The organism is Niabella pedocola (assembly GCF_021044425.1).
In the GTDB taxonomy this organism is placed as follows: domain Bacteria; phylum Bacteroidota; class Bacteroidia; order Chitinophagales; family Chitinophagaceae; genus Niabella; species Niabella pedocola.
In genome coordinates this window covers 290,861-309,450 of the sequence record NZ_JAJNEC010000007.1, presented here as the reverse complement: position 1 = coordinate 309,450, position 18,590 = coordinate 290,861, and the positions used below count along the sequence as shown (strand labels likewise).

The 18,590-nt window shown below is 45.9% G+C and carries 17 protein-coding genes; 12 read left to right on the top strand and 5 right to left on the bottom strand.

Translation table 11 applies throughout. The features are described from left to right. Positions 1-271: 271 nt before the first annotated feature. Complete coding sequence (locus LQ567_RS22270; protein WP_231008047.1) at positions 272-637, top strand: hypothetical protein; 366 nt, start codon at positions 272-274, stop codon at positions 635-637. A gap of 146 nt (positions 638-783) precedes the next feature. Here the strand turns inward: LQ567_RS22270 and LQ567_RS22265 are convergent, their stop codons facing one another. Next, entirely contained in the window at positions 784-1,296 is a 513-nt protein-coding gene (locus LQ567_RS22265) for an outer membrane beta-barrel protein (protein ID WP_231008046.1), read from the bottom strand. A 285-nt stretch (positions 1,297-1,581) separates the two neighbouring features. Continuing rightward, positions 1,582-4,221, bottom strand: a complete 2,640-nt coding sequence (locus LQ567_RS22260) for a valine--tRNA ligase (protein WP_231008045.1) — start codon at positions 4,219-4,221, stop codon at positions 1,582-1,584. 513 nt (positions 4,222-4,734) lie between these two features. On the opposite strand from LQ567_RS22260, the gene LQ567_RS22255 reads away from it, so the two are divergent. The 8 genes from LQ567_RS22255 (at position 4,735) to LQ567_RS22225 (ending at position 9,236) form a co-directional block, all read left to right on the top strand. Next, a complete protein-coding gene (locus tag LQ567_RS22255; protein WP_231008044.1) occupies positions 4,735-5,664 on the top strand; it encodes a pentapeptide repeat-containing protein in 930 nt (309 codons plus the stop codon). A gap of 20 nt (positions 5,665-5,684) precedes the next feature. Then, positions 5,685-5,897, top strand: coding sequence for a hypothetical protein (locus LQ567_RS22250; RefSeq protein ID WP_231008043.1), 213 nt, complete (start codon positions 5,685-5,687; stop codon positions 5,895-5,897). Positions 5,898-6,029: 132 nt separating this feature from the next. Beyond that, complete coding sequence (locus tag LQ567_RS22245; RefSeq protein ID WP_231008042.1) at positions 6,030-6,752, top strand: hypothetical protein; 723 nt, start codon at positions 6,030-6,032, stop codon at positions 6,750-6,752. A 19-nt stretch (positions 6,753-6,771) separates the two neighbouring features. Then, positions 6,772-7,248 (top strand): VOC family protein, encoded by a 477-nt coding sequence (locus LQ567_RS22240; RefSeq protein WP_231008041.1) that lies wholly within the window; start codon positions 6,772-6,774, stop codon positions 7,246-7,248. A 470-nt stretch (positions 7,249-7,718) separates the two neighbouring features. After that, positions 7,719-8,348 carry a DUF4240 domain-containing protein gene (locus tag LQ567_RS22235; protein WP_231008039.1) on the top strand — a complete coding sequence of 210 codons (630 nt, stop codon included), beginning with the start codon at positions 7,719-7,721 and terminating at the stop codon, positions 8,346-8,348. Between the two features lie 39 nt (positions 8,349-8,387). After that, complete coding sequence (locus LQ567_RS26135; RefSeq protein WP_262909694.1) at positions 8,388-8,699, top strand: RNA 2'-phosphotransferase; 312 nt, start codon at positions 8,388-8,390, stop codon at positions 8,697-8,699. Then, complete coding sequence (locus tag LQ567_RS26130; RefSeq protein WP_262909693.1) at positions 8,692-8,928, top strand: RNA 2'-phosphotransferase; 237 nt, start codon at positions 8,692-8,694, stop codon at positions 8,926-8,928. The genes LQ567_RS26135 and LQ567_RS26130 overlap by 8 nt, the downstream gene beginning before the upstream one ends. Before the next feature lie 29 nt (positions 8,929-8,957). After that, positions 8,958-9,236, top strand: coding sequence for a hypothetical protein (locus tag LQ567_RS22225; RefSeq protein ID WP_231008037.1), 279 nt, complete (start codon positions 8,958-8,960; stop codon positions 9,234-9,236). 471 nt (positions 9,237-9,707) lie between these two features. Here LQ567_RS22225 and LQ567_RS22220 read toward each other — a convergent pair whose 3' ends face one another. Continuing rightward, a complete protein-coding gene (locus LQ567_RS22220) occupies positions 9,708-12,107 on the bottom strand; it encodes an ABC transporter permease (RefSeq protein ID WP_231008035.1) in 2,400 nt (799 codons plus the stop codon). 892 nt (positions 12,108-12,999) lie between these two features. On the opposite strand from LQ567_RS22220, the gene LQ567_RS26345 reads away from it, so the two are divergent. Beyond that, positions 13,000-13,383, top strand: coding sequence for a transposase (locus LQ567_RS26345; protein ID WP_394800433.1), 384 nt, complete (start codon positions 13,000-13,002; stop codon positions 13,381-13,383). Positions 13,384-13,756: 373 nt separating this feature from the next. Here LQ567_RS26345 and LQ567_RS22215 read toward each other — a convergent pair whose 3' ends face one another. Both LQ567_RS22215 and LQ567_RS22210 read right to left on the bottom strand, forming a co-directional pair. After that, a complete protein-coding gene (locus LQ567_RS22215; RefSeq protein WP_231008033.1) occupies positions 13,757-14,539 on the bottom strand; it encodes an NIPSNAP family protein in 783 nt (260 codons plus the stop codon). Between the two features lie 409 nt (positions 14,540-14,948). Continuing rightward, positions 14,949-16,541 carry an FG-GAP repeat domain-containing protein gene (locus LQ567_RS22210; protein ID WP_231008032.1) on the bottom strand — a complete coding sequence of 531 codons (1,593 nt, stop codon included), beginning with the start codon at positions 16,539-16,541 and terminating at the stop codon, positions 14,949-14,951. 436 nt (positions 16,542-16,977) lie between these two features. Between LQ567_RS22210 and LQ567_RS22205 the strand changes: the two genes are divergently transcribed. Then, positions 16,978-17,745: a DUF4262 domain-containing protein gene (locus LQ567_RS22205; protein ID WP_231008030.1), complete on the top strand. Its 768-nt coding sequence runs from the start codon at positions 16,978-16,980 to the stop codon at positions 17,743-17,745. A gap of 122 nt (positions 17,746-17,867) precedes the next feature. After that, positions 17,868-18,464, top strand: coding sequence for a hypothetical protein (locus tag LQ567_RS22200; RefSeq protein ID WP_231008029.1), 597 nt, complete (start codon positions 17,868-17,870; stop codon positions 18,462-18,464). The last annotated feature ends 126 nt before the right edge of the window (positions 18,465-18,590 follow it).

The following is an 18,590-nucleotide window of genomic DNA, read 5'->3' as shown; positions in this document are numbered from 1 at the left end:
AGAAATATTGGATCAAATCTACTAAATTTTTACATTTTTTCGTCCGGATGGTTGGAAATGCGCTTCCGGATGGAGAAAGGGCTATCAGCAAAAGCATTCGTGTGAGAGGCGCCGATTGCACCAATGGAAACACGTTGGTTGTATCGCCGGAATTGGCGATGTCTGAAATTTGGAAACCGGCATGTTTACATATTATCTTCATTTTTATATGTTTCGATGCTTTGCGTACCCAAATATTTAATTCGTATTCTTCACTTTAAATTTTCAAAAAATGAAAAAAGTAAGCATTCTTTTTGCAGCAGCATTTGCTGTTGTAGGCCTGTTGGCCAGTTGGAAAGCTGTAAACAACAGTGCGGTTGTGATTCAGGATGGAGGCTGTTGGTTTAGTATTAATGGTTATTCGGGTACAACCGATAACGGGAATTTTGTGGCTACAAACAGTGGCAACGGAATTGTCAGTTGTCAGTTTTCGGGTGTAGAAAACAATACAGGGAAGGCCGTTGTCTTTAATTCTAAAGACTTCCCTGGGGCAACCTGCGGTACCATGGCAGGCCCAACGGACGACTGGCGTATTGTTATTTCTCCCAGCGGCCAGGCGAGTTTTACCTGCAAATTGAACGGGGCTGGCGGCCATTAAAGAATGTGCAAACGATGACAGGGGTAGAGGTGATGCTTTCTTCTGTGATTTTTAAAGCCCGGCCGGTATTTCCTGGCCGGGTTTATCAGATATGCGCAGCGGTCATGTTTAACGCCGGATTCCTTAAATTTATTATAAGAAATGTTCTAGAAATTCCAACCCGCCTTAAATCCTATAAATCCTTTGGTGCCATCTTTCATCCACGCTTCGTACTTGGCCTGCAGATCAAATCCCAATATGCGCAAGCCTACGCCTGGCGAGAGGATAAAGGCCGAACCATCATAATGGTTGCCGCTGTAGTTGGCGCTGCCGGCTTCCAGTTTTACATATAAGAGCGGTATTAACCGGTATTTCAATCCAACGCGGATGGGGACGGCTTTCAGGTCATACACACGGTAAGGGTTTCCTGCATCGTCAGCACGATCAGCTCCCCGGAAATACATATAACCTACAGAACCCGTGAGCGCCAGCTTTTTAATCAGGCGGATATCGGCCGTGCCACCCACACCCACACCCCAGTTAAAGTTGGTGCCAAAATCACCCTGGGGGACGGCGTATTCACCGTAGGGCCCAATACTGAAACCTTTCCATTGTGCCGACAATTGAAGTGTACTACCGGAAATCAGCAACAGGAGCAGCAGAAACCGAAATTTGTTCATGGAGCGAGGGTTTAGTGAACAATAGGGTACTTTAACCGGGTCGCAATTATTGTACCTGTTTTGCTGCTATCGTTTCCCAATGCGTTATTTTGAGACAATTTTAGGAGCACTATTTCTGGAATATCCTTAATAGCAGGCCGGATTTTATTTTTTATAAGGACTATATAGAAGGAGGCTTAAACATAAGAAAAAGAGGTGTATCCGTTTTTTGATACACCTCCAAATGGGTTGCGCCGCTGCGTGCTTCGTATTCCCGAAGCAGGGGTCGCATCAATATTATAAGGATTATAAGGCCGCCAGACTTTCCTCGATGGCCTTTATCTTTTCCTCTGCATCTGCTTTCTTGCGGCGTTCAATGTCCACTACCTCCGGTTTTGCATTTTGCACAAAACGCTCGTTGCCGAGTTTCTTTTCCACGGATGACAGGAAGCCTTGCAGGTAGGCCAGGTCTTTTTCCAGTTGCTCTTTCTGGATGCTGGTGTCCAGCTCGGTGGCCGGCTGGATGAACAGTTTGTCCTTGCCTACGAGTACGTTGATACATTTATCAACAGCTTCTGTAGTGATGGCAACCGCTTCTACATTGGCCTGGCGCTCAAGGATGGATGCCAGGCTGGTATAATTATCCGGCTGCGCCGTTTGTACAAACAGTTTTACCGGTTCCTTACTTTTAATATTGTTCTTTACGCGCGCATCGCGGATGGCAGTGATGGTTTGCTTCAACAGCTCGCCCTGTGCCAGTATGCTGCTGTTTGTTGCCTGTGTAGGTGCATATTGTTTTACGGAAAGATCATCGCTCTGCTCGCGCAGGAGGTGATAGATCTCTTCCGTTATAAATGGCATATAAGGATGCAACAATTGCAGCAGCTCTTCAAAGAATGAAATGGTGGCCTGCAATTTGGCATTGCTGGTAGGTTGTCCCTGTGCGGGTTTCTGCCATTCCAGGTACCAGGAACAGAAATCGTCCCAGATCAACGAATACAAGGTTTTCAATCCCTCGCTGAGGCGGAATTCTCCAAAGAGGTTTTCCATTTCTGCTTTTGCCTGCTCAATACGGTTACGCATCCAGGCGGCAGCAATATCCGGTTCGTTGCCGGTGGTTTCAGTAATTCCATTGGGATTGTTCTGCCACATGCGTACCAGCTTCAGCGCATTCCAGATCTTGTTATTAAAATTACGGCCCTGTTCCAGCGAGCTTTCATCAAATAACAGGTCATTACCCGCGGGGGCGGAGATCATGATGCCGAAACGTACTGCGTCGGCTCCGTAAGTGTCGATCAGTTTCAGCAGGTCCGGTGAATTACCCAATTGCTTACTCATTTTTCGGCCCAGCTTATCGCGCACCATACCGGTAAAATAAACGTCCTTAAACGGAATTTCTTTTTCATATTCCAGTCCGGCCATTACCATGCGCGCCACCCAGAAGAAAATAATATCCTGCCCGGTTACCAATACGGAAGTGGGGTAGTAGTACCGGATATCGGCATTGCCGGGGTTGGTAATACCATGGAATACCTCACTGGGCCAGAGCCAGGAAGAGAACCAGGTGTCGAGTACATCCTCATCCTGCCGAAGGCCGAATGCTGAATGCTGAACGCTTGATCCGCCTTTTGCTTTCAGCATTAAGCGTTTCGCGTCTTCCTCATTTTCCGCTACATAACAATTTCCTTCCTCATCATACCAGGCCGGTATCTGCTGGCCCCACCACAACTGGCGGCTGATACACCAGTCCTTTACGTTCTCCAGCCAGTATTTGTAGGTGGCCAGGAAACGGTCTCCGGGATGTATTTTGATGTTGCCGTCTACCACCGCTTTTAAAGCCGGATCGGCCAGCTCCTTCATTTTTACAAACCACTGGGTGGAGATGCGGGGCTCTACCACGGCATTGCTGCGCTGGGAGAAACCGTTCTTATTGACAATATCCTCTGTTTTCACCAGGTTACCCGCCTGTTCCAGGTCTGCCACAATCTTTTTCCGTACGGTAAAACGGTCTTCACCCACGTACAATTGTGCCGCTTCGCTGAGGGTACCGTCTTCGTTCAGCGTGTCAATCACTTCCAGGTTATGTTTCAATCCCAGGTTGTAGTCGTTGATATCATGTGCCGGGGTAATCTTTAATGCCCCGGTACCAAACTCCATATCCACATAGTCATCAAAAATAACGGGGATGCGGCGGTTGAGCAAAGGTACCAGTGCATAGGCGCCTTTCAGGTGCTGGTAACGCGCATCATTGGGGTTTACGCAAATGGCCGTATCGCCCAGGATGGTTTCCGGGCGGGTGGTGGCAATGGTAATAAAGCCATCCTGTCCGTCCAGCTTGTACTGTACATAATACAATTTGCTCTGTACCTCGCGGTATTCCACTTCCTCATCGCTAAGGGCTGTTTTGGCAGCCGGGTCCCAGTTAATCATGCGGGCCCCGCGGTAGATCAGTCCTTTATTATACAGGTCTATAAAAACCTTTATAACGGCTTTGTAATAGTGGTCGTCCATGGTAAAGTTTACCCGGTTCCAGTCTACGCTGCATCCCAGGCGCTCGATCTGGTTATAGATGATGCCGCCGTATTTTTCTTTCCATTCAAAGGCATATTTGAGGAATTCTTCGCGGGAGAGGCTGTTTTTATCAATGCCTTTTTCTTCCTTCAGCATCTGCACTACTTTGGCCTCCGTGGCAATGGACGCGTGGTCGCTGCCGGGTACCCAGCAGGCATTAAAGCCGCTCATGCGGGCACGGCGCACCAAAATGTCCTGCACGGTTTCATTGAGCGTGTGTCCCATATGCAACACACCGGTAACATTAGGAGGCGGAATGACCACGGTATAGGCCGGGCGTTCATCCGGGGTGCTGTTAAAATACCCTTTTTCCTTCCAATGCCCGGTCCACCGGGTCTCAATAGCTGCTGGCTCAAAATTCTTTGTTAATTCCATAAGGCGGCAAATTTACTGCATTTTTTGCATCGAAATAAATGTTGAATGCGGAAAACCATGGCTACAGATTACACAGAAAAACACAAAAGGCAGTTGATAGCGGCCGGCAAAGCTGCCTGTGTGGATCGGGGGAATGAGCCCTGGTGGGGTTGTCCCGGATCATGCAGATGGATATAGAATGGAGTTGCAAAGGGCGCGGTATAACAGCTGGTGGCGCCCGTCTTTTCAGCGTACTTCTGTGGCGTCAGTAAGAAAAAAGGCTCACAGAGTATACGGATTGGCACAGAGCATCCGCACTGATCCGCGTAAACAATCCGCGCCAACCGGCGGGAAGCCTTTGGGTGCCAAGGGGCGGTGGAACCAGTGAAGGCCGATTTTTTTATATAAACCACCATCCGTTGCCAAAAACAACCCTAAGTAGCGTTGTTACTACCCTAAGTAGCGGCTTTTTTTTGGAAACGGAGGCAGAATGCAGCCAACTTTGTGGTGTTGAAAAATAAAACAGGAATAATTATGGACACGAAGATCATGGGCGGTAAAATAGCCACAGCAAGAAAGAAAATAAATATCTCCCAGGCGCAGCTAGCCGAACAGTTGTTCATCAGCCCGCAGGCGGTAGGCAAGTGGGAGCGCGGAGAATCGGTGCCGGATATTATTACCATGAATCGCCTTGCGGTTATTTTAGGGGTGGACCTTAACTATTTTTCAGAAAGTTTTTCATCAGCCGCATTCACCCCCGGTGTCTATGAATCTCCCTCTGAAGCGCCAATAGATGCGGCGCCGACGGTGCGGTTCGATGAAAGCCAGGTGCTGCAGGGAACAGGCCCCAAAAGGCGCAGCTGGGATATGTCGCGCGCCAGTTGGGTGGATGCTGACTTTTCCGGCTTGAAAGACCTGCATGAAAAATTCAGTTCTTCCAATATGCAGCGCTGTAAGTTTATGGGTTCGGATCTCTCGGGCCTGCTGATGAAAAGCAATCATATTGTACACTGCGATTTTTCAGACGCTATTATCAGCGGCAGCCATATCCAGAGTTCCCACCTTGCCAGTGATCAGTTTAAAGCCTGTATGCTGAAGGAAGCCGTGTTTTCAGGGTGTCATATCCAGGGCTGCGATTTTTCTGATGCGGATTTTGCCGGTGCCACTTTTAAGTTCAGCAGCTGTCAGAAAAATACCCTGACGAACACGCGGTTTCACCGTACCTCATTTATAGGGAGTGATATCAGTGATATGGTTTTTAATGGCGAGGTGAAAGATTGTTATTTTGAAAACTGTGCCTTTTCACGGGTTACTTTCCAGGATGCAACCCTGATCAATACCTTTTTTAAGGGGAGGAGCTTAAAGAAGATCCGCTTTGTAAATTGCCGGGCAGACCGGATGACCTATGAGTTTTTAAAGAATGGGAAGGCAGACCTGAAGGGTATTACCCTGCTGGCATCATAAACCTGACAAAAAACAGCAAGATGATCTATGTATTTAAAACCTCCGTTCAGCGCCGGAAAGATGTGCTGCGGTTGCAGCCCGTTTTAAATGACCTGTTGCCGTCTTTAAACTGGAATTTTGATCTTGATGATTGCGATAAGATTTTACGGATAGAAAGTGCAATGGAAATAGCGCCTTCCGTAATCAGGTTATTGCAGGAGGCCGGCTTTGATTGTGAGGAACTGGCTTGCTGAGGTTGGCTGCGCAACAGGGTTGTTCAACCGGTACGCTTTTTTGTTATTATCAAAATGAAGTATCTTAGTAAGGCAACCACCGTAACCAAACGAATGCGCATGCGGCATAAGGTTGCCAAATAACCATAGAGAATGAAACGGTGTTTACTTATTGCTGCTTTTATTACCATATCGGCCGGGGCTGGGGCGCAAAACTATGAGCGAAACCCTGTTTGCAGTTCAGATACCGTTATGGTACCCCACAATCCAAAAATGAGCGGCCGGTTGTACAAAGCCTTTGAATGTACGAAGGTTTCTAAACTGGGGTTGCGGGTAGAGCTGGGTTTTAACCATTACAGCTACAACCCTCAAACCCGGAATTGGCTGGGCAATCATAACGGGCCATTGCTTGGATTGGCCATCGCTTATGGTGATTTTAACCTTGGTATAAAATTTAAGCCGGCAACCGTAGGGCCCCGGCGGGAGCTGGCGTTTAACGGGGTAGTCTTAACAAAAGATGCAAAGCTTAATCCCAATAAGATCGACTACGATCTCAGTTACTCCATCAATTTTAAACACAATATTTCCCTGGAGCCTTATATCGCACTTACGTCAAACAGTTTTGTGGTCATTAATGAAGAGGAACTGGACCAGCAATATCATATCGGTAAAACAAGGGGGTTAACGCTGGGCACATCGCTTAACAAATACTTCCGGCTCAAAAACTTTCAGTTCTTTTCCGTTTTTGCCCGGTATGGTTATGGATTGTCGGATTTTAAAAAGATACATAGCAGTTTGGGCCGGGGGTATGGGGATATAGCAGTGGGGGTTGCCTATAAGGGCTTTATTAAGCAAACTTACTGGAAGCGTCTTTAACAGATTTAAACGATCAACAATGAAAAAAATATGGTTATTCCTGGTATTGACGATATCGTTCAGCCTGGGCTTTGCCTTCAATTCCGTTATTACAACATCTAATAAAAAATCCATCAATATGAAACGCGTAACAGGCATCGGCGGCATTTTTTTTAAATGCAAAGACCCGGAAAAAGTCAAACAATGGTACCAAACCCATCTCGGGTTTGATACAGATCCCTACGGAGTAAAATTTGAGTGGCTGCAGGAATCGGATTCTACGAAAAAGGGGTATACGCTCTGGAGCCCTTTTCCCGAGGAAACTAAGTATTTTGAACCCTCTACCAAGGAGTTTATGATCAACTACCGGGTGGAGGACCTGGAGGCGCTGGTAGCAGCATTAAAAAAGGAAGGGGTAACGGTGCTGGACGCGATCGAAACCTACGACTACGGAAAGTTTGTACACATCCTTGATATAGAAGGCAACAAAATTGAATTGTGGGAACCGGCAGGATAATCCTTGAAATGAATAAGGAAAGCAACGGGGCCATATCAGAGCGCCTGCGCTGCTGTGCTCACTGCTTACACAGACTGGCACAGAACGGATTTTAAAGAGACATTAAATAGAGTGTTTTTTTTTTGTGTGTTTCCACGGCAACAGGAAGCCGGAACGCCGGACAGGGGATGATAAATTGCGTAGGTGGGCATCAGGCTGCACGATACAACCACTTGCCGGCTACGGAATTTCTCCCCTGGGAAAAAAAACTTATTTTAGCGCATTCTGTGTATACAGGGTAACCAAATAATTGAAGAACAATGCGCAATAAAAAACAGCTGCCGAATATGAACAAAGCTAATCCTACAACCTTCAAATGCTCTGTAAATAAGAGTGCCGTTAAAAAACGGTCTTTTAGCAATTTTATACGGAGCATTATCCTATTCCTGCCCTTGCTACTATCTGGCTGTGCAAATGCTGATAATACAAATATGAAAGATCAATCATTGGGAGGCAAAAACGCAATTGAAGCGCAAGCGCAGCAAATAGTATTTTTTGATTCAACACAATTGGTAAAAACGGCAGAGATGCTGGATGAGGAGTTATACTGGTCCGTTATAGACAAATCACTAAAAAACACAAATAATCAGGAGCAGCAGGAACAATTCCTGATAAAAGAGATCAGCAAATTAACGCCAAAGCAAATGATTGGGTTTCGTCTGCGAACGGATAAACTGCTTTACGATACCTATAACGCTGAAATGTGGTGTGCCGGCTATATTATGAACGGGGGATGCTCCGATGACGGGTTTGAGTATTTTAGAAACTGGGTTATTTCGCGAGGAAAGGATACCTATCTTAAAGCGAAACAAAATCCGGACAATCTGATTACCCAGGTTCGTGAGGATGTTGAATACTATGAATTTGAAAGCTTTTGGTATGTGGCGCTTGAAGCGTTCAGGCAAAAAACAGGGAAAAATTTATATGATTATATCGATAACGATCATTTCACTACCAAAGAGGGAAATTATCCGCAGTTCAAATTTACATGGAAAGAGGAGGATCCGGAAAGTATGAAGAAGATCTGCCCCCGGCTTTTTGAAAAATTTGAGCATAACTGATGATAAATATGAAGGTGATCGCACATAATACAATGAACAATGAGCAATGAAAAACAACTTTTAACGGTCGGTAAATTCCTGAGCCTGGTGTTGCGGCATAAACCGGAAACAATCGGTATTCAGCTGGATGAAAACGGCTGGGCAGACGTTGAAGTATTAATTGAAAAAGCGGGTATTTACGGGATGTTTTTTGATAGGGAGCTACTAAAAGAAGTTGTAACAACCAATTCCAAAAAGCGGTTTGCTTTTAACGACGCCATGAACAAAATAAGGGCAAGCCAGGGGCATTCTATAACCGTTGATCTGGGCTATAGCCATCAAAAACCACCGGAAATATTGTATCATGGGTAAGCAATCCATTCCTTCCATTCTGAGTACGGGGCTTGAAAAACGCAACAGGCAGCACGTGCGCCTGAGCAGCGATATGGAAACAGCTATTAAAGTAGGGCAACGGCATGGCAAGCCCGTTGTGTTGAAAGTAGCTGCCGGGCAAATGTATACGGATGATTTTGTATTTTATCTTTCAGACAATGGCGTTTGGTTAACGGAGCATGTTCCTGTGAGGTATCTAGCCCGGTAGCCTTTGTTCGCGTAAAGTCAGATTAGCATATGAACGTTAATAGAAACCCGATTTTTAAAAAGTACGGTATCAAAGAAAGATTGAGAACCGGTTTCAAGGCAGTGCTTGATAATCATTCTATGCGTGCGTTAGATATAACTACCAAGGAGCTTCGTCTTGATTTTAGTAAAATTGAGGTAATATCGGAGCCTCAGGGATTGCAAACGGTTAAATCTAATATTATACAGAAAGGAACAGTTGTTGGATATTATGCGCTGGTACTTACGGAAAATGGTGATTGGGCGGACGATTTTTTTGTAATATTTTAGTGAATCTGTTAGTAGCATCATGGTTGCTCAGGCGCATTTAAGAATATGTGAAAAATATAATAGAGATATGAATGCATTTAGCCGCTCCAAAATTATGGCGGAACAGGCTATAATGAATAATGAAAATGGATGACAATAGAGACGTTTATCCAAAATCTGGTAATTATAGAAAAGGTCTCGGCGCCGGAACATTTATAAACGATACACGGGATATTATAAAAGTATGCATTGACGAAAAGGCGATCGGGGAACTACGGAACCTTGCGCTGGTTCGTTTAGATCACTAACGAAGATGTGTTTGCAACTGATGATAGAAGCAATCATGAGACTTTTTGTATGTAGTATGTTCTTGGATTACTCAGATTTGCACAGCGGCAGCAGCATTCGCCTGCATCACCTTCCCCCCGCGCCCGTGCTGGCGTGCGCACAGATTACACAAAATAACTGAAGTTGTATAGATCTGCAGTAAACCTACTCCGTTCTCAAACTCTTCACCGGGCTCACCACGGCCGCTTTTACAGCGCGGTAGCCCACCGTAAGCCAGGCAATGATTTCCGCAATCAGGATCGTTAATAAAAATATACCAACGCCGATATCGACCCGGTAGGCAAAATTTTGCAGCCAACGGTGCATTATGTAATAAGCCACCGGCATCGCTATTAAAAAGGCGATCCCTATCAGCAGGGTAAATTCTTTTGAGAACAGGTAAATGATGCTACCCGTGGAGGCACCTAATACCTTGCGAACGCCCACTTCTTTGGTGCGCTGCACCGCCATAAAGGATACAAAGCCATACAAACCCAGGCAGGAAATAAAGATGGCAATGCCCGCAAATAACTGGTACAGCCGGGAAATCTGGTGTTCCTGTTTGTAAAAGCCGGCGATCTTTTCATCGAGGAACTGGTATTCATACATAAAATCCGGATAGGTGCGGTTCCAGAGCTGCTCAATTGCGGCCAGGGTTTGCCGGGCATTCTGCGGCTGTATTTTTATATTAAAGATCCGGTAGAACATTTTGTTGGAGCTCAGTACCATTGGTTTCATCGCTTCCTTCAGCGAGTAGCCATTAAAATCCTTCACTACGCCTACAACCGGCGCCACGATCTTCCCGTCCCAGAAACTGATCTTTTTCCCGATAATGCCTTCCGGATTTTTGAACCCCAGTTTTTTGGTCATCATTTCATTGACCACAAACCCGTTTACAGAGTCGGCCGGGCGGTAAGGGGCTCCTGCAATAAACCGGATGTTGTAGGTATTAAAATAATCCGCATCGGCCCATTTGAAATCGGTTTTAAACCCTGCTTTTTTTGTGGCATTGTCAAAGATGAAATCATCATCCCAACCCGCCTGGTCCATCGGGCTAAAGGCACTCTGGCTTACGTCTTTGATACCGGCCTGTTGCTGCAGTTGTATTTTTAATGCATCCGCTTTGGCGCGGCCTGCGGTATCGTTGGCCATCGGTACGGTAATGATGGCCTCCTTATCAAAACCCACAGCGGCATTTTGAAAAAAGTCCATCTGCTTTACAATGATCAGTGTGCCGATGATTAAGATCTGGGCAATCGCAAACTGGAATACCACCAGCACCCGGCGCATGGAAAAACCGCCCACCGTTTTGCTGGTCATTTTATTTTTAAGCACCGCAATGGGATTAAACCCTGATAAAACAATAGCGGGGTAGAGGCCCGATAAAAAGGTGACGCTGATCATCAGGATGCCTAAAAAAGCCATCAACGCAAGCCCCGGCCGGATCTTCACCGAGATCTGCAACAGCTGGTTCAGCAAGGGCAATGCCAGCCACGCAATGCCTATGGCGATGACCACCGAAGCCAGTGTGATCAGGAAGGTTTCGCTCAAAAACTGGAGGATCAGTTGCTTTTTACTGCTGCCCAACACCTTGCGGATGCCTACTTCTTTTGAGCGGTTTGCGGCCTGTGCTGTGGCCAGGTTGATAAAATTGATGCAGGCAATGATCAGCAGAAAGAACCCGATCAAACTTAAAGCCGTGATCAGTTCCTTGCTAAAGGTTTTGCCGCTGAAAGTGCCAAACGCCCGCTCAAAATGGATGTTGCTCAGCGGCTGTAACTGATATCCCTGGTTGGCATATTCGGCAGGCGTATGTCTTTTTACAAAAGCATTCAGGTCGGCAGCAAACTGCGGGGCCGACATGCTTTTGGGAAGCAGCACAAAAGTGTTCAGTGATCCGTCCAGGGCCGCCCAGTCGGTAGAAATATCTTCCTGCAAAACGGACTTAAACGAAAAAACCACCTGCAGGGGGAAATCAGTATTCGCCGGTGGATTTTGCAGGATGCCGGTTACTTTAAAAACGGGACTGTTGTCATATTTGATCAATTTGCCGATGGCGGTATGCCAGTCGCCAAAATATTTTTCTGCCGTTGCCTGTGAAAGCACCACGGTATGGGTTGCGGACAACGCCGTTTTGGGATCGCCCGCCAGTAAGGGAAAGTTGAACATGTTAAAAAACGCGGGCTCAGCATAAAAGACCTGTTCCTTAAATTTTTTTTGCGCCGCATTGCCCGCATCGTTCAGCACGGTGATCTGCTTATCCCGCCGGGCATAGATCCGGGCCACCTGTTCCAGCTGCGGAAAGTCCAGCTGTAATGCATCCGCTACCGGGTAGGCGCTGCCCTGTGAATAATTCATCCCCTCCGGGGTTTTTATGGCGGACACGATCCTGTAAATGCGCTCCTTGTTTTGATGAAAATTATCAAAGCCGGTTTCATATTGGATCAATAAGAACACAAGCAGGCAGGCGGCAATGCCCACTGCCAGCCCGATGGCATTAATGGTTACATAGGCTTTATGATTGCGTAAATTTTGCCAGGCGGTTTTTAAATAGTTTTTCAGCATCGTGAATATATATTATATGTAGCGTAAGCGCAACAAACAAACGTACCAACAAAAATGCCATTTATCTATTGGTTTGAAAAGCAAAACAATGCAAAATTACAGCAAAGACAACATGTACGTTTTTGATACAGTGGCTGTTCATTTATAGGATGGTATTGGAGTTTTTATTGCCCCGGCTGTGGTGCAGATGGCAGCTTCGTTGTGTCACTCACTTGTGCTGTGGTGCATAGGGCGACTGATGAAAATGCTCGTTAAATAGATGCACCCGAACATTTTTAAAAGGCCATTGCTACCTATCTGATAGCTATCTTTTACACATTATAGGTAATATAGGGATTAGAAAATCGAAAAGAAGATAGACTGCAAAACCGGGCTTATTCTTAGAAGGTAGCCGGCAAAGCAGCAAAAGAAAAAATGAAGCGGAATGGGGGCGGTGACGCCCTTTGGGCATTTGCAGGCTTCCGCCGATTGGCGGGCGGAGCCGCCAAAGCCTGTAGCGCAGTTTTTCCTGGTCCCGCCCACCCGGTGAGGACAAGAAGGCGGAAGTGGACGAGCCACGATCGCTATCGGGGTTGCCTACTTTTTCCTTCCCGATAAGTCCTATCTTGTGGACAGATTTCCTGAGGTTGTACGGGAATGATCTTTCTGTGGTTGTTGTTGAAGTGCCCGGAGGGTGCCATGTGCATAACCCTCAGCGTTAGCTGGGGGAAAGAAATACCTGGAAGATGCGGCCCCGGAGGGGTCGAATGTGATAAATGCAGATTGGACTTTGGAAATTTAGATGTAAATTAGAGCGGACCGAGCAATATTTATAAACCTATGAAATAGCTATCATGAGCTACCGTCAGATTTTCTACCAGATTGCTTTGCTACTAAAAACCGACGTAAAACAATTGCAGAAGCCCACTGCGAAGAGCTTTACAAGTATATCTGGGGTATTGTAAAGAACAAAAAATGTAAACTTTATCGTATCAATGGTATAGAAGATCATATACATATTTTTTCAGATCTTCATCCCTCAATATCATTAGCGGATTATATCAGGGATATTAAGTCATCCAGTAGTATATGGATGAAAAGCAGTAATCTGTTTCCTGAGTTTCGTGGATGGCAAGAAAGCTACGGGACCTTCACCTATTCAATAAAAGAAAGGGATACTGTTCTCAACTATGTCAAAAATCAAAAAGTGCATCATAAAAATGAAATATTTTACGATGAATATAGGCGATTGCTAATTGAAAATGGTATCGAATTTGATGAAAAATATTTATTGTGAAATAGTATTCGACCCCTTCGGGGCCGCTTCCTCCACAACCTGTTACCCCTGGCACAGCCAGGGGCCATGCACGTTGCACCCTTCGGGCCAGGCCTGCTTTATTAAGTTGTCGCAAACCTGCCCCTGATACAGTTTCGGATTGTTAGATCCTCTTCAGAAAAGGTGTTTACACGACAGAATTTATCGGGAGTAAAGTAGAAAAGAAAAGCAGCAACAGACTTTGAAATATTCCGATTGTCGAAAGTGTTTGTTATTACTGCTCTGATTTTGTGTTTACAAATGGAACTCAGAAAGACACAGAAAAATCCGTAATCATCAACGCAAGCAATCTACATATATCAGCGGGAAAATAAAACCGTAAAAATGGCCAAGGCTACACCTGCGAGTAAGCCGTCGGCACCAAAAAAGTATTGCTGATCTTAGAAATCGTATTGGCATACTGGGCATCTCCGATTAGCCGTTTCCACTCCGGGTCCGCCACAAAGGCGCCCCAGCCTTTATCCCGTTCCTCCATATTATTGCAGGTAAGCATATAAGTAATGCGCGGCAGCCTGTCGCCCGCAATCACTTCACCAAAAAATACCGGGTTTAGTTTTGCCCGCTTAAAAATATCAAACTCTCCGTCGTGGAACATCTTCACCTTTCTTTTTACCGCATCCTCACTATAGCCCTCATAGGTACGCAATTCAAAGATCCGGGGTGCGCCCGGCGGCACCGCTATCACAGGCCAGCCATCAAAGGCCGTCATCAACGAAGCCGTAAAGCGATTGTATACCGGTTTATCAGCCGGAATGCTGTTATACACGGCACTATTTTTAATATAATCTGCATCTGCCTTTAGCTTTGTGTTTACCAACAGGTAATTCTCAATAGACGCATAGGGAATCAGTACGTATAATTTGGCCGGCTCCGTTTCCTTCCATTCCTTAAACACGCCCACTGTTTTTACGCCGTGCTTGTTCAGTGCCGGTATCAGCGCCGTTTTAAAATATTGCTCAAGCTGCCCCTTATCCACGCCAAAGTGCATTTCATATTCGCGCCATTCATATATTTCTTTTTGCGCCGCCGGCCGCTCACCGGCGGATACGGTGGTGCTCATTGTTGCTAAACCGGCAGTAGCTGCCAGCGAGGAGTGGAGGAATTTCCTGCGTTTCATTATGAATGATTTTAGTGTGTTGATTTATTGGTACAATCTTGTTCTGTACAGGTGTTTAAAAATAAGTCATCTTTTTGGTATCATTAAAAAAAACTAACGCAGCAGTGGCTTCTTAGCCGGTAGGGTGCAGGGGCCGTTGGGGATTGAAACGCTATTCCTGGATGATCATTTTATGGCCCCGGCTGTAGTGCCAGTGGCAGCCTTCTTGTGTCACTGCACTTGTGCTGCAGCGCGTAGGGCAGCAGGTTATTTGCGGAACATGGGGGACTGGTGGGACATGGAGCTTCCAGTTGGCCAGGCCGGTTTTGCAGGTTGTAACGGCAGGTCCTTAAAAACGGTGGCGCACACAATTTGCGATAGCTGCAAAAAGCAGCTGCACACATCTGTAGAAAAAGCCGGCAGTGCCTTGCTATTCCACCTCCGTCTTTACTATCTTGCTGTAATGAAAGCTGCCGTCCTTATTCACCTGTTTGATCCGCACAAATAGGGCAGAAACGTCTTTCATATCCACCCCGTTGTTTTTATTACAGGATATGCCTGCGATGATGCCCAAACCGGCCATGAGCAATAGTGCCCACATACGCTTCCTTCCTGCATTGGGTAATGCCAGGCCCAGTAATGCCAAAATGCCCATGGCAGACAGGGCCGTGCCGGCAGTGGTAGTAAAATCGTAATCCAGCGCGGTACTGGAGTTGCCGTTTGCTGCTTTTGTTTTCAGTTCCCCGATTTTTGTAAACCTGCTGCCATCTGTTGAGGCTTCTATTTCAAAGCGGTCGTTATTGATTTCTGAAGCCGTTGTCCATTGTACAGACAGCTGGCCGTTTTTAATAATGGCCCGGATTGCCGCAATAGCTACCGGTAAGGGCGTGGAGGTGGTTGTATTCAGCAATATGCCGATACTGGTGCCGGTTCGGTTTGCTACGGCCAAATCGGGTTTGCCATCCCCGTTAAAGTCGGCGGCTATTACTGAATTGGGGCCTGTGCCCGTTGCAAAAGTAACCTGCGTTTGAAAACTGCCGTCGCCATTGCCGCGCAGTAAGCTAATTGTATTGCTGTTAACATTGGATGCGGCAAGGTCGGGCTTACCGTCACCATTAAAATCGGCAACGGATAAAGACAGCGGAATGGAACCTGTTGCAACGCTGCCCTGTGTTTGAAAACTGCTGTTACCATTGCCCAGCAAAACAACCAGGTTATTGTTCGTTATATCCGATACGGCGATATCCTGCATCCCATTTCCGTTAAAATCGCCGATGGCCAGGGCACTGGGACTACCACCTGTTGGGGTGGCAACCTGTGGCTGAAAAGTACCATCGCCATTACCCGGCAAAATACTGATACCGCCCACTGCTGGTTTCACAACAGCAATGTCTGGCTTACCGTCGCCGTTAAAATCACCGGTGGCTATAGAATTGGGGTTACTTCCTATTGGATAGGTTGCTGGTGGTTGAAAGGTTCCATCGCCATTGCCCGGAAAAATGCTGATGCTGGCCGAGGCTCCATTGGCAACGGCAAGGTCTGGTTTACCATCGCCGTTAAAATCAACTGCAACCACAGCAATCGGGCTAATACCGGCTGGATACATCATCGGCAGCTGAAAGCTGCCATTGCCATTGTTCAGAAAAACGCCCATGGTACCGCTGGCCTGGTTGGCTACAGCAAGATCGGGCCGGCCGTCCCCATTGAAATCAGCGGCAGCCACCGCCTTCGGCCCGGCACCTGTTGCATAGGTAACCGCCGGCTGAAAGGATCCGTCGCCATTGCCGGTAAAAATGCCCATGTTGTTGTTATTAGCGTTTACTGCGGCAAGATCTGGTTTGCCATCTCCGTTAAAATCTGCCGCAGCTATGGCAACAGGATCGCCCGCGGGGTAGGTAACCTGGGGCGCAAAGCTCAGCTGTGCAGTTGCCGCAGCAGCTGCTGCCATGCACCCGGTAAAGAATATAAAAGACTTTGTTACAAAAGCAGTTGCGCTCCGTACCGCGCGTGGCAATGGGCTCATTTGTTATTGTTTAGTAAGGGGCAAAAATAAAGTACAAATACACGCAACGCAATAAAACATTTTAACTGGTTAAAAACGGATCATTTAAAGTAGTGGCAGTGGGGGCGGTTTATTGGAGGGGCCTGGGCGACTGGTGGGATGTTGGGCGCAAAGTGCATAAACTTAGCCCGTTTTTGCAAAGGGCCATCGGCCCGGGAGATAGCTACAACTCCGGTATTGATTCCTGAAGCCAAAACATGCTTCTGATTGGGGGGAGTGTAGGCATGGCTTGTATCGGTGTTCGTATGTCCCACAAGTACCGTGTACTACTAATGCAAGTATGTGTACCGGGCGGCAGATTTTTTGTTAGTAGAAAATAAGTATATTAGCGGGGGAATATTTGTTTAAGGTTGAAGACCCAATGAAAAATCAATATACCTGAACAGTATAAAATACCATGGACAAAAGAGAAACACATAAATGTGTTGATAAAGATGAGCTGCTTATTCAAACAGCCGCCAATATTGAAAAATTCGGACTCCAGGTTATTATGGTTGGTGGAACAGATTATTCACCGTCTTTTGCATACAGCATAGGATTGTATAAAACTTACCGGCATCCTGAAATTATCTGTTTTGGACTGTCGGATAATTTGGGACATGTGATCATCAATGACGTTGCCGAATTGATAAAAAGCGGGGAATGGATAGAATCATTAAAGGATTATGATAATATTTTCAGAGATAGCAGGGCCGCGTTTTTAAGAGTAGATGAACGAAATGTGGATCACTATTTTCGTACAGCAATAAACTTTTACGGCGGAGCAGAGTTTCCGGCGCTTCAGCTTGTGTGGACAGACCGTAATGACAGATTCCCCTGGGAAGAAAATTTTGAAGAAACATTTTTATACGACCAGCCTTTATTGGACAGGAATGCGGATTTCAAATTCAGAGAGGAAAAGAACCTGGCGGTATTTACAACGCGGCAATGGCTGGAGCTTAAGGAGGCGGTATTGAGGGTTGTACACGATACGGATGGCGACTGGCAATTTTTAACCGGCGATCAAACACCGGAAGATATACGGCTGGTTGCATTGGAGGAAATTGTGACAAGCGACAAAACGCTAAATGAAATTTTTGATCTGGATTATGGGCATTCAGCAGAACGAGCGTTTCCCGGGGATGAATGGGTATGGTCAAAAATGGACGATGCTGAGCAGGGATAGCATTGAAAGCAATTGCTGTACGGTATCGTTAACTGGTTGGTGTATCGTATACTTTTAAATAACTGATCACAATATCCGTTTGTTGATTGATTTTTAAATCGAAGCAAATAGTTTTAATGTTTATGAGACGAATATTGGCTTATATTTTATTTGGACTGGGATTGTTAACAATGACCTTTTTTAGAGAATACACGGGAGCGTTATTTCCCTATCCTTCATTATTTTATTTTTTGGGTATTGCCATGTTTTTGGGAGCACTGCTGTTTTTACGCTATACCCCCACTACAAAAGAGATAAATGCTCAGAAGCAGCTTACAGCGGCTATTGCAGACCTAAAGCTAAACGGCAATAGAATACGGGTAGATCTTACCCAATGTGAAGTAAAAGAGCACAATTATGCAGAAGAGCGGGAGCGATACGGGCATTCCAACCCGTTGCTGACACTGAGTTTTGAGGGGGATATACAGGCCTGGAATGCAATAGGAGGCGGGTCGTTTCGGAATATTGAGCAGGTGCAGGTTACGCAAACGGTTATTGTTTTTAACTATCTGAATCAGCAAACAGGTAAAATGGAAAAATACGTAAGCCGGGTGATCCCCAAAGATAAGGTTACCCTTTCGTTTTACATGGATAAGCAAAAACAGACAGACCTGTATGTTGATAAAGTAAATAGCAATAACTACTACTTTGATCTTGAATTTTTAAACAACGAATGTTGAGAAAGGAATAAAAACAATATTGTTCCGAACTTATGTACAGCAGTGCCGGCGTGCGTTCATGCCTGATTATAAATACTTAACACCGCGCTGCTCCGGAAGTGATTAGTAACCTTTAAGACAAACATA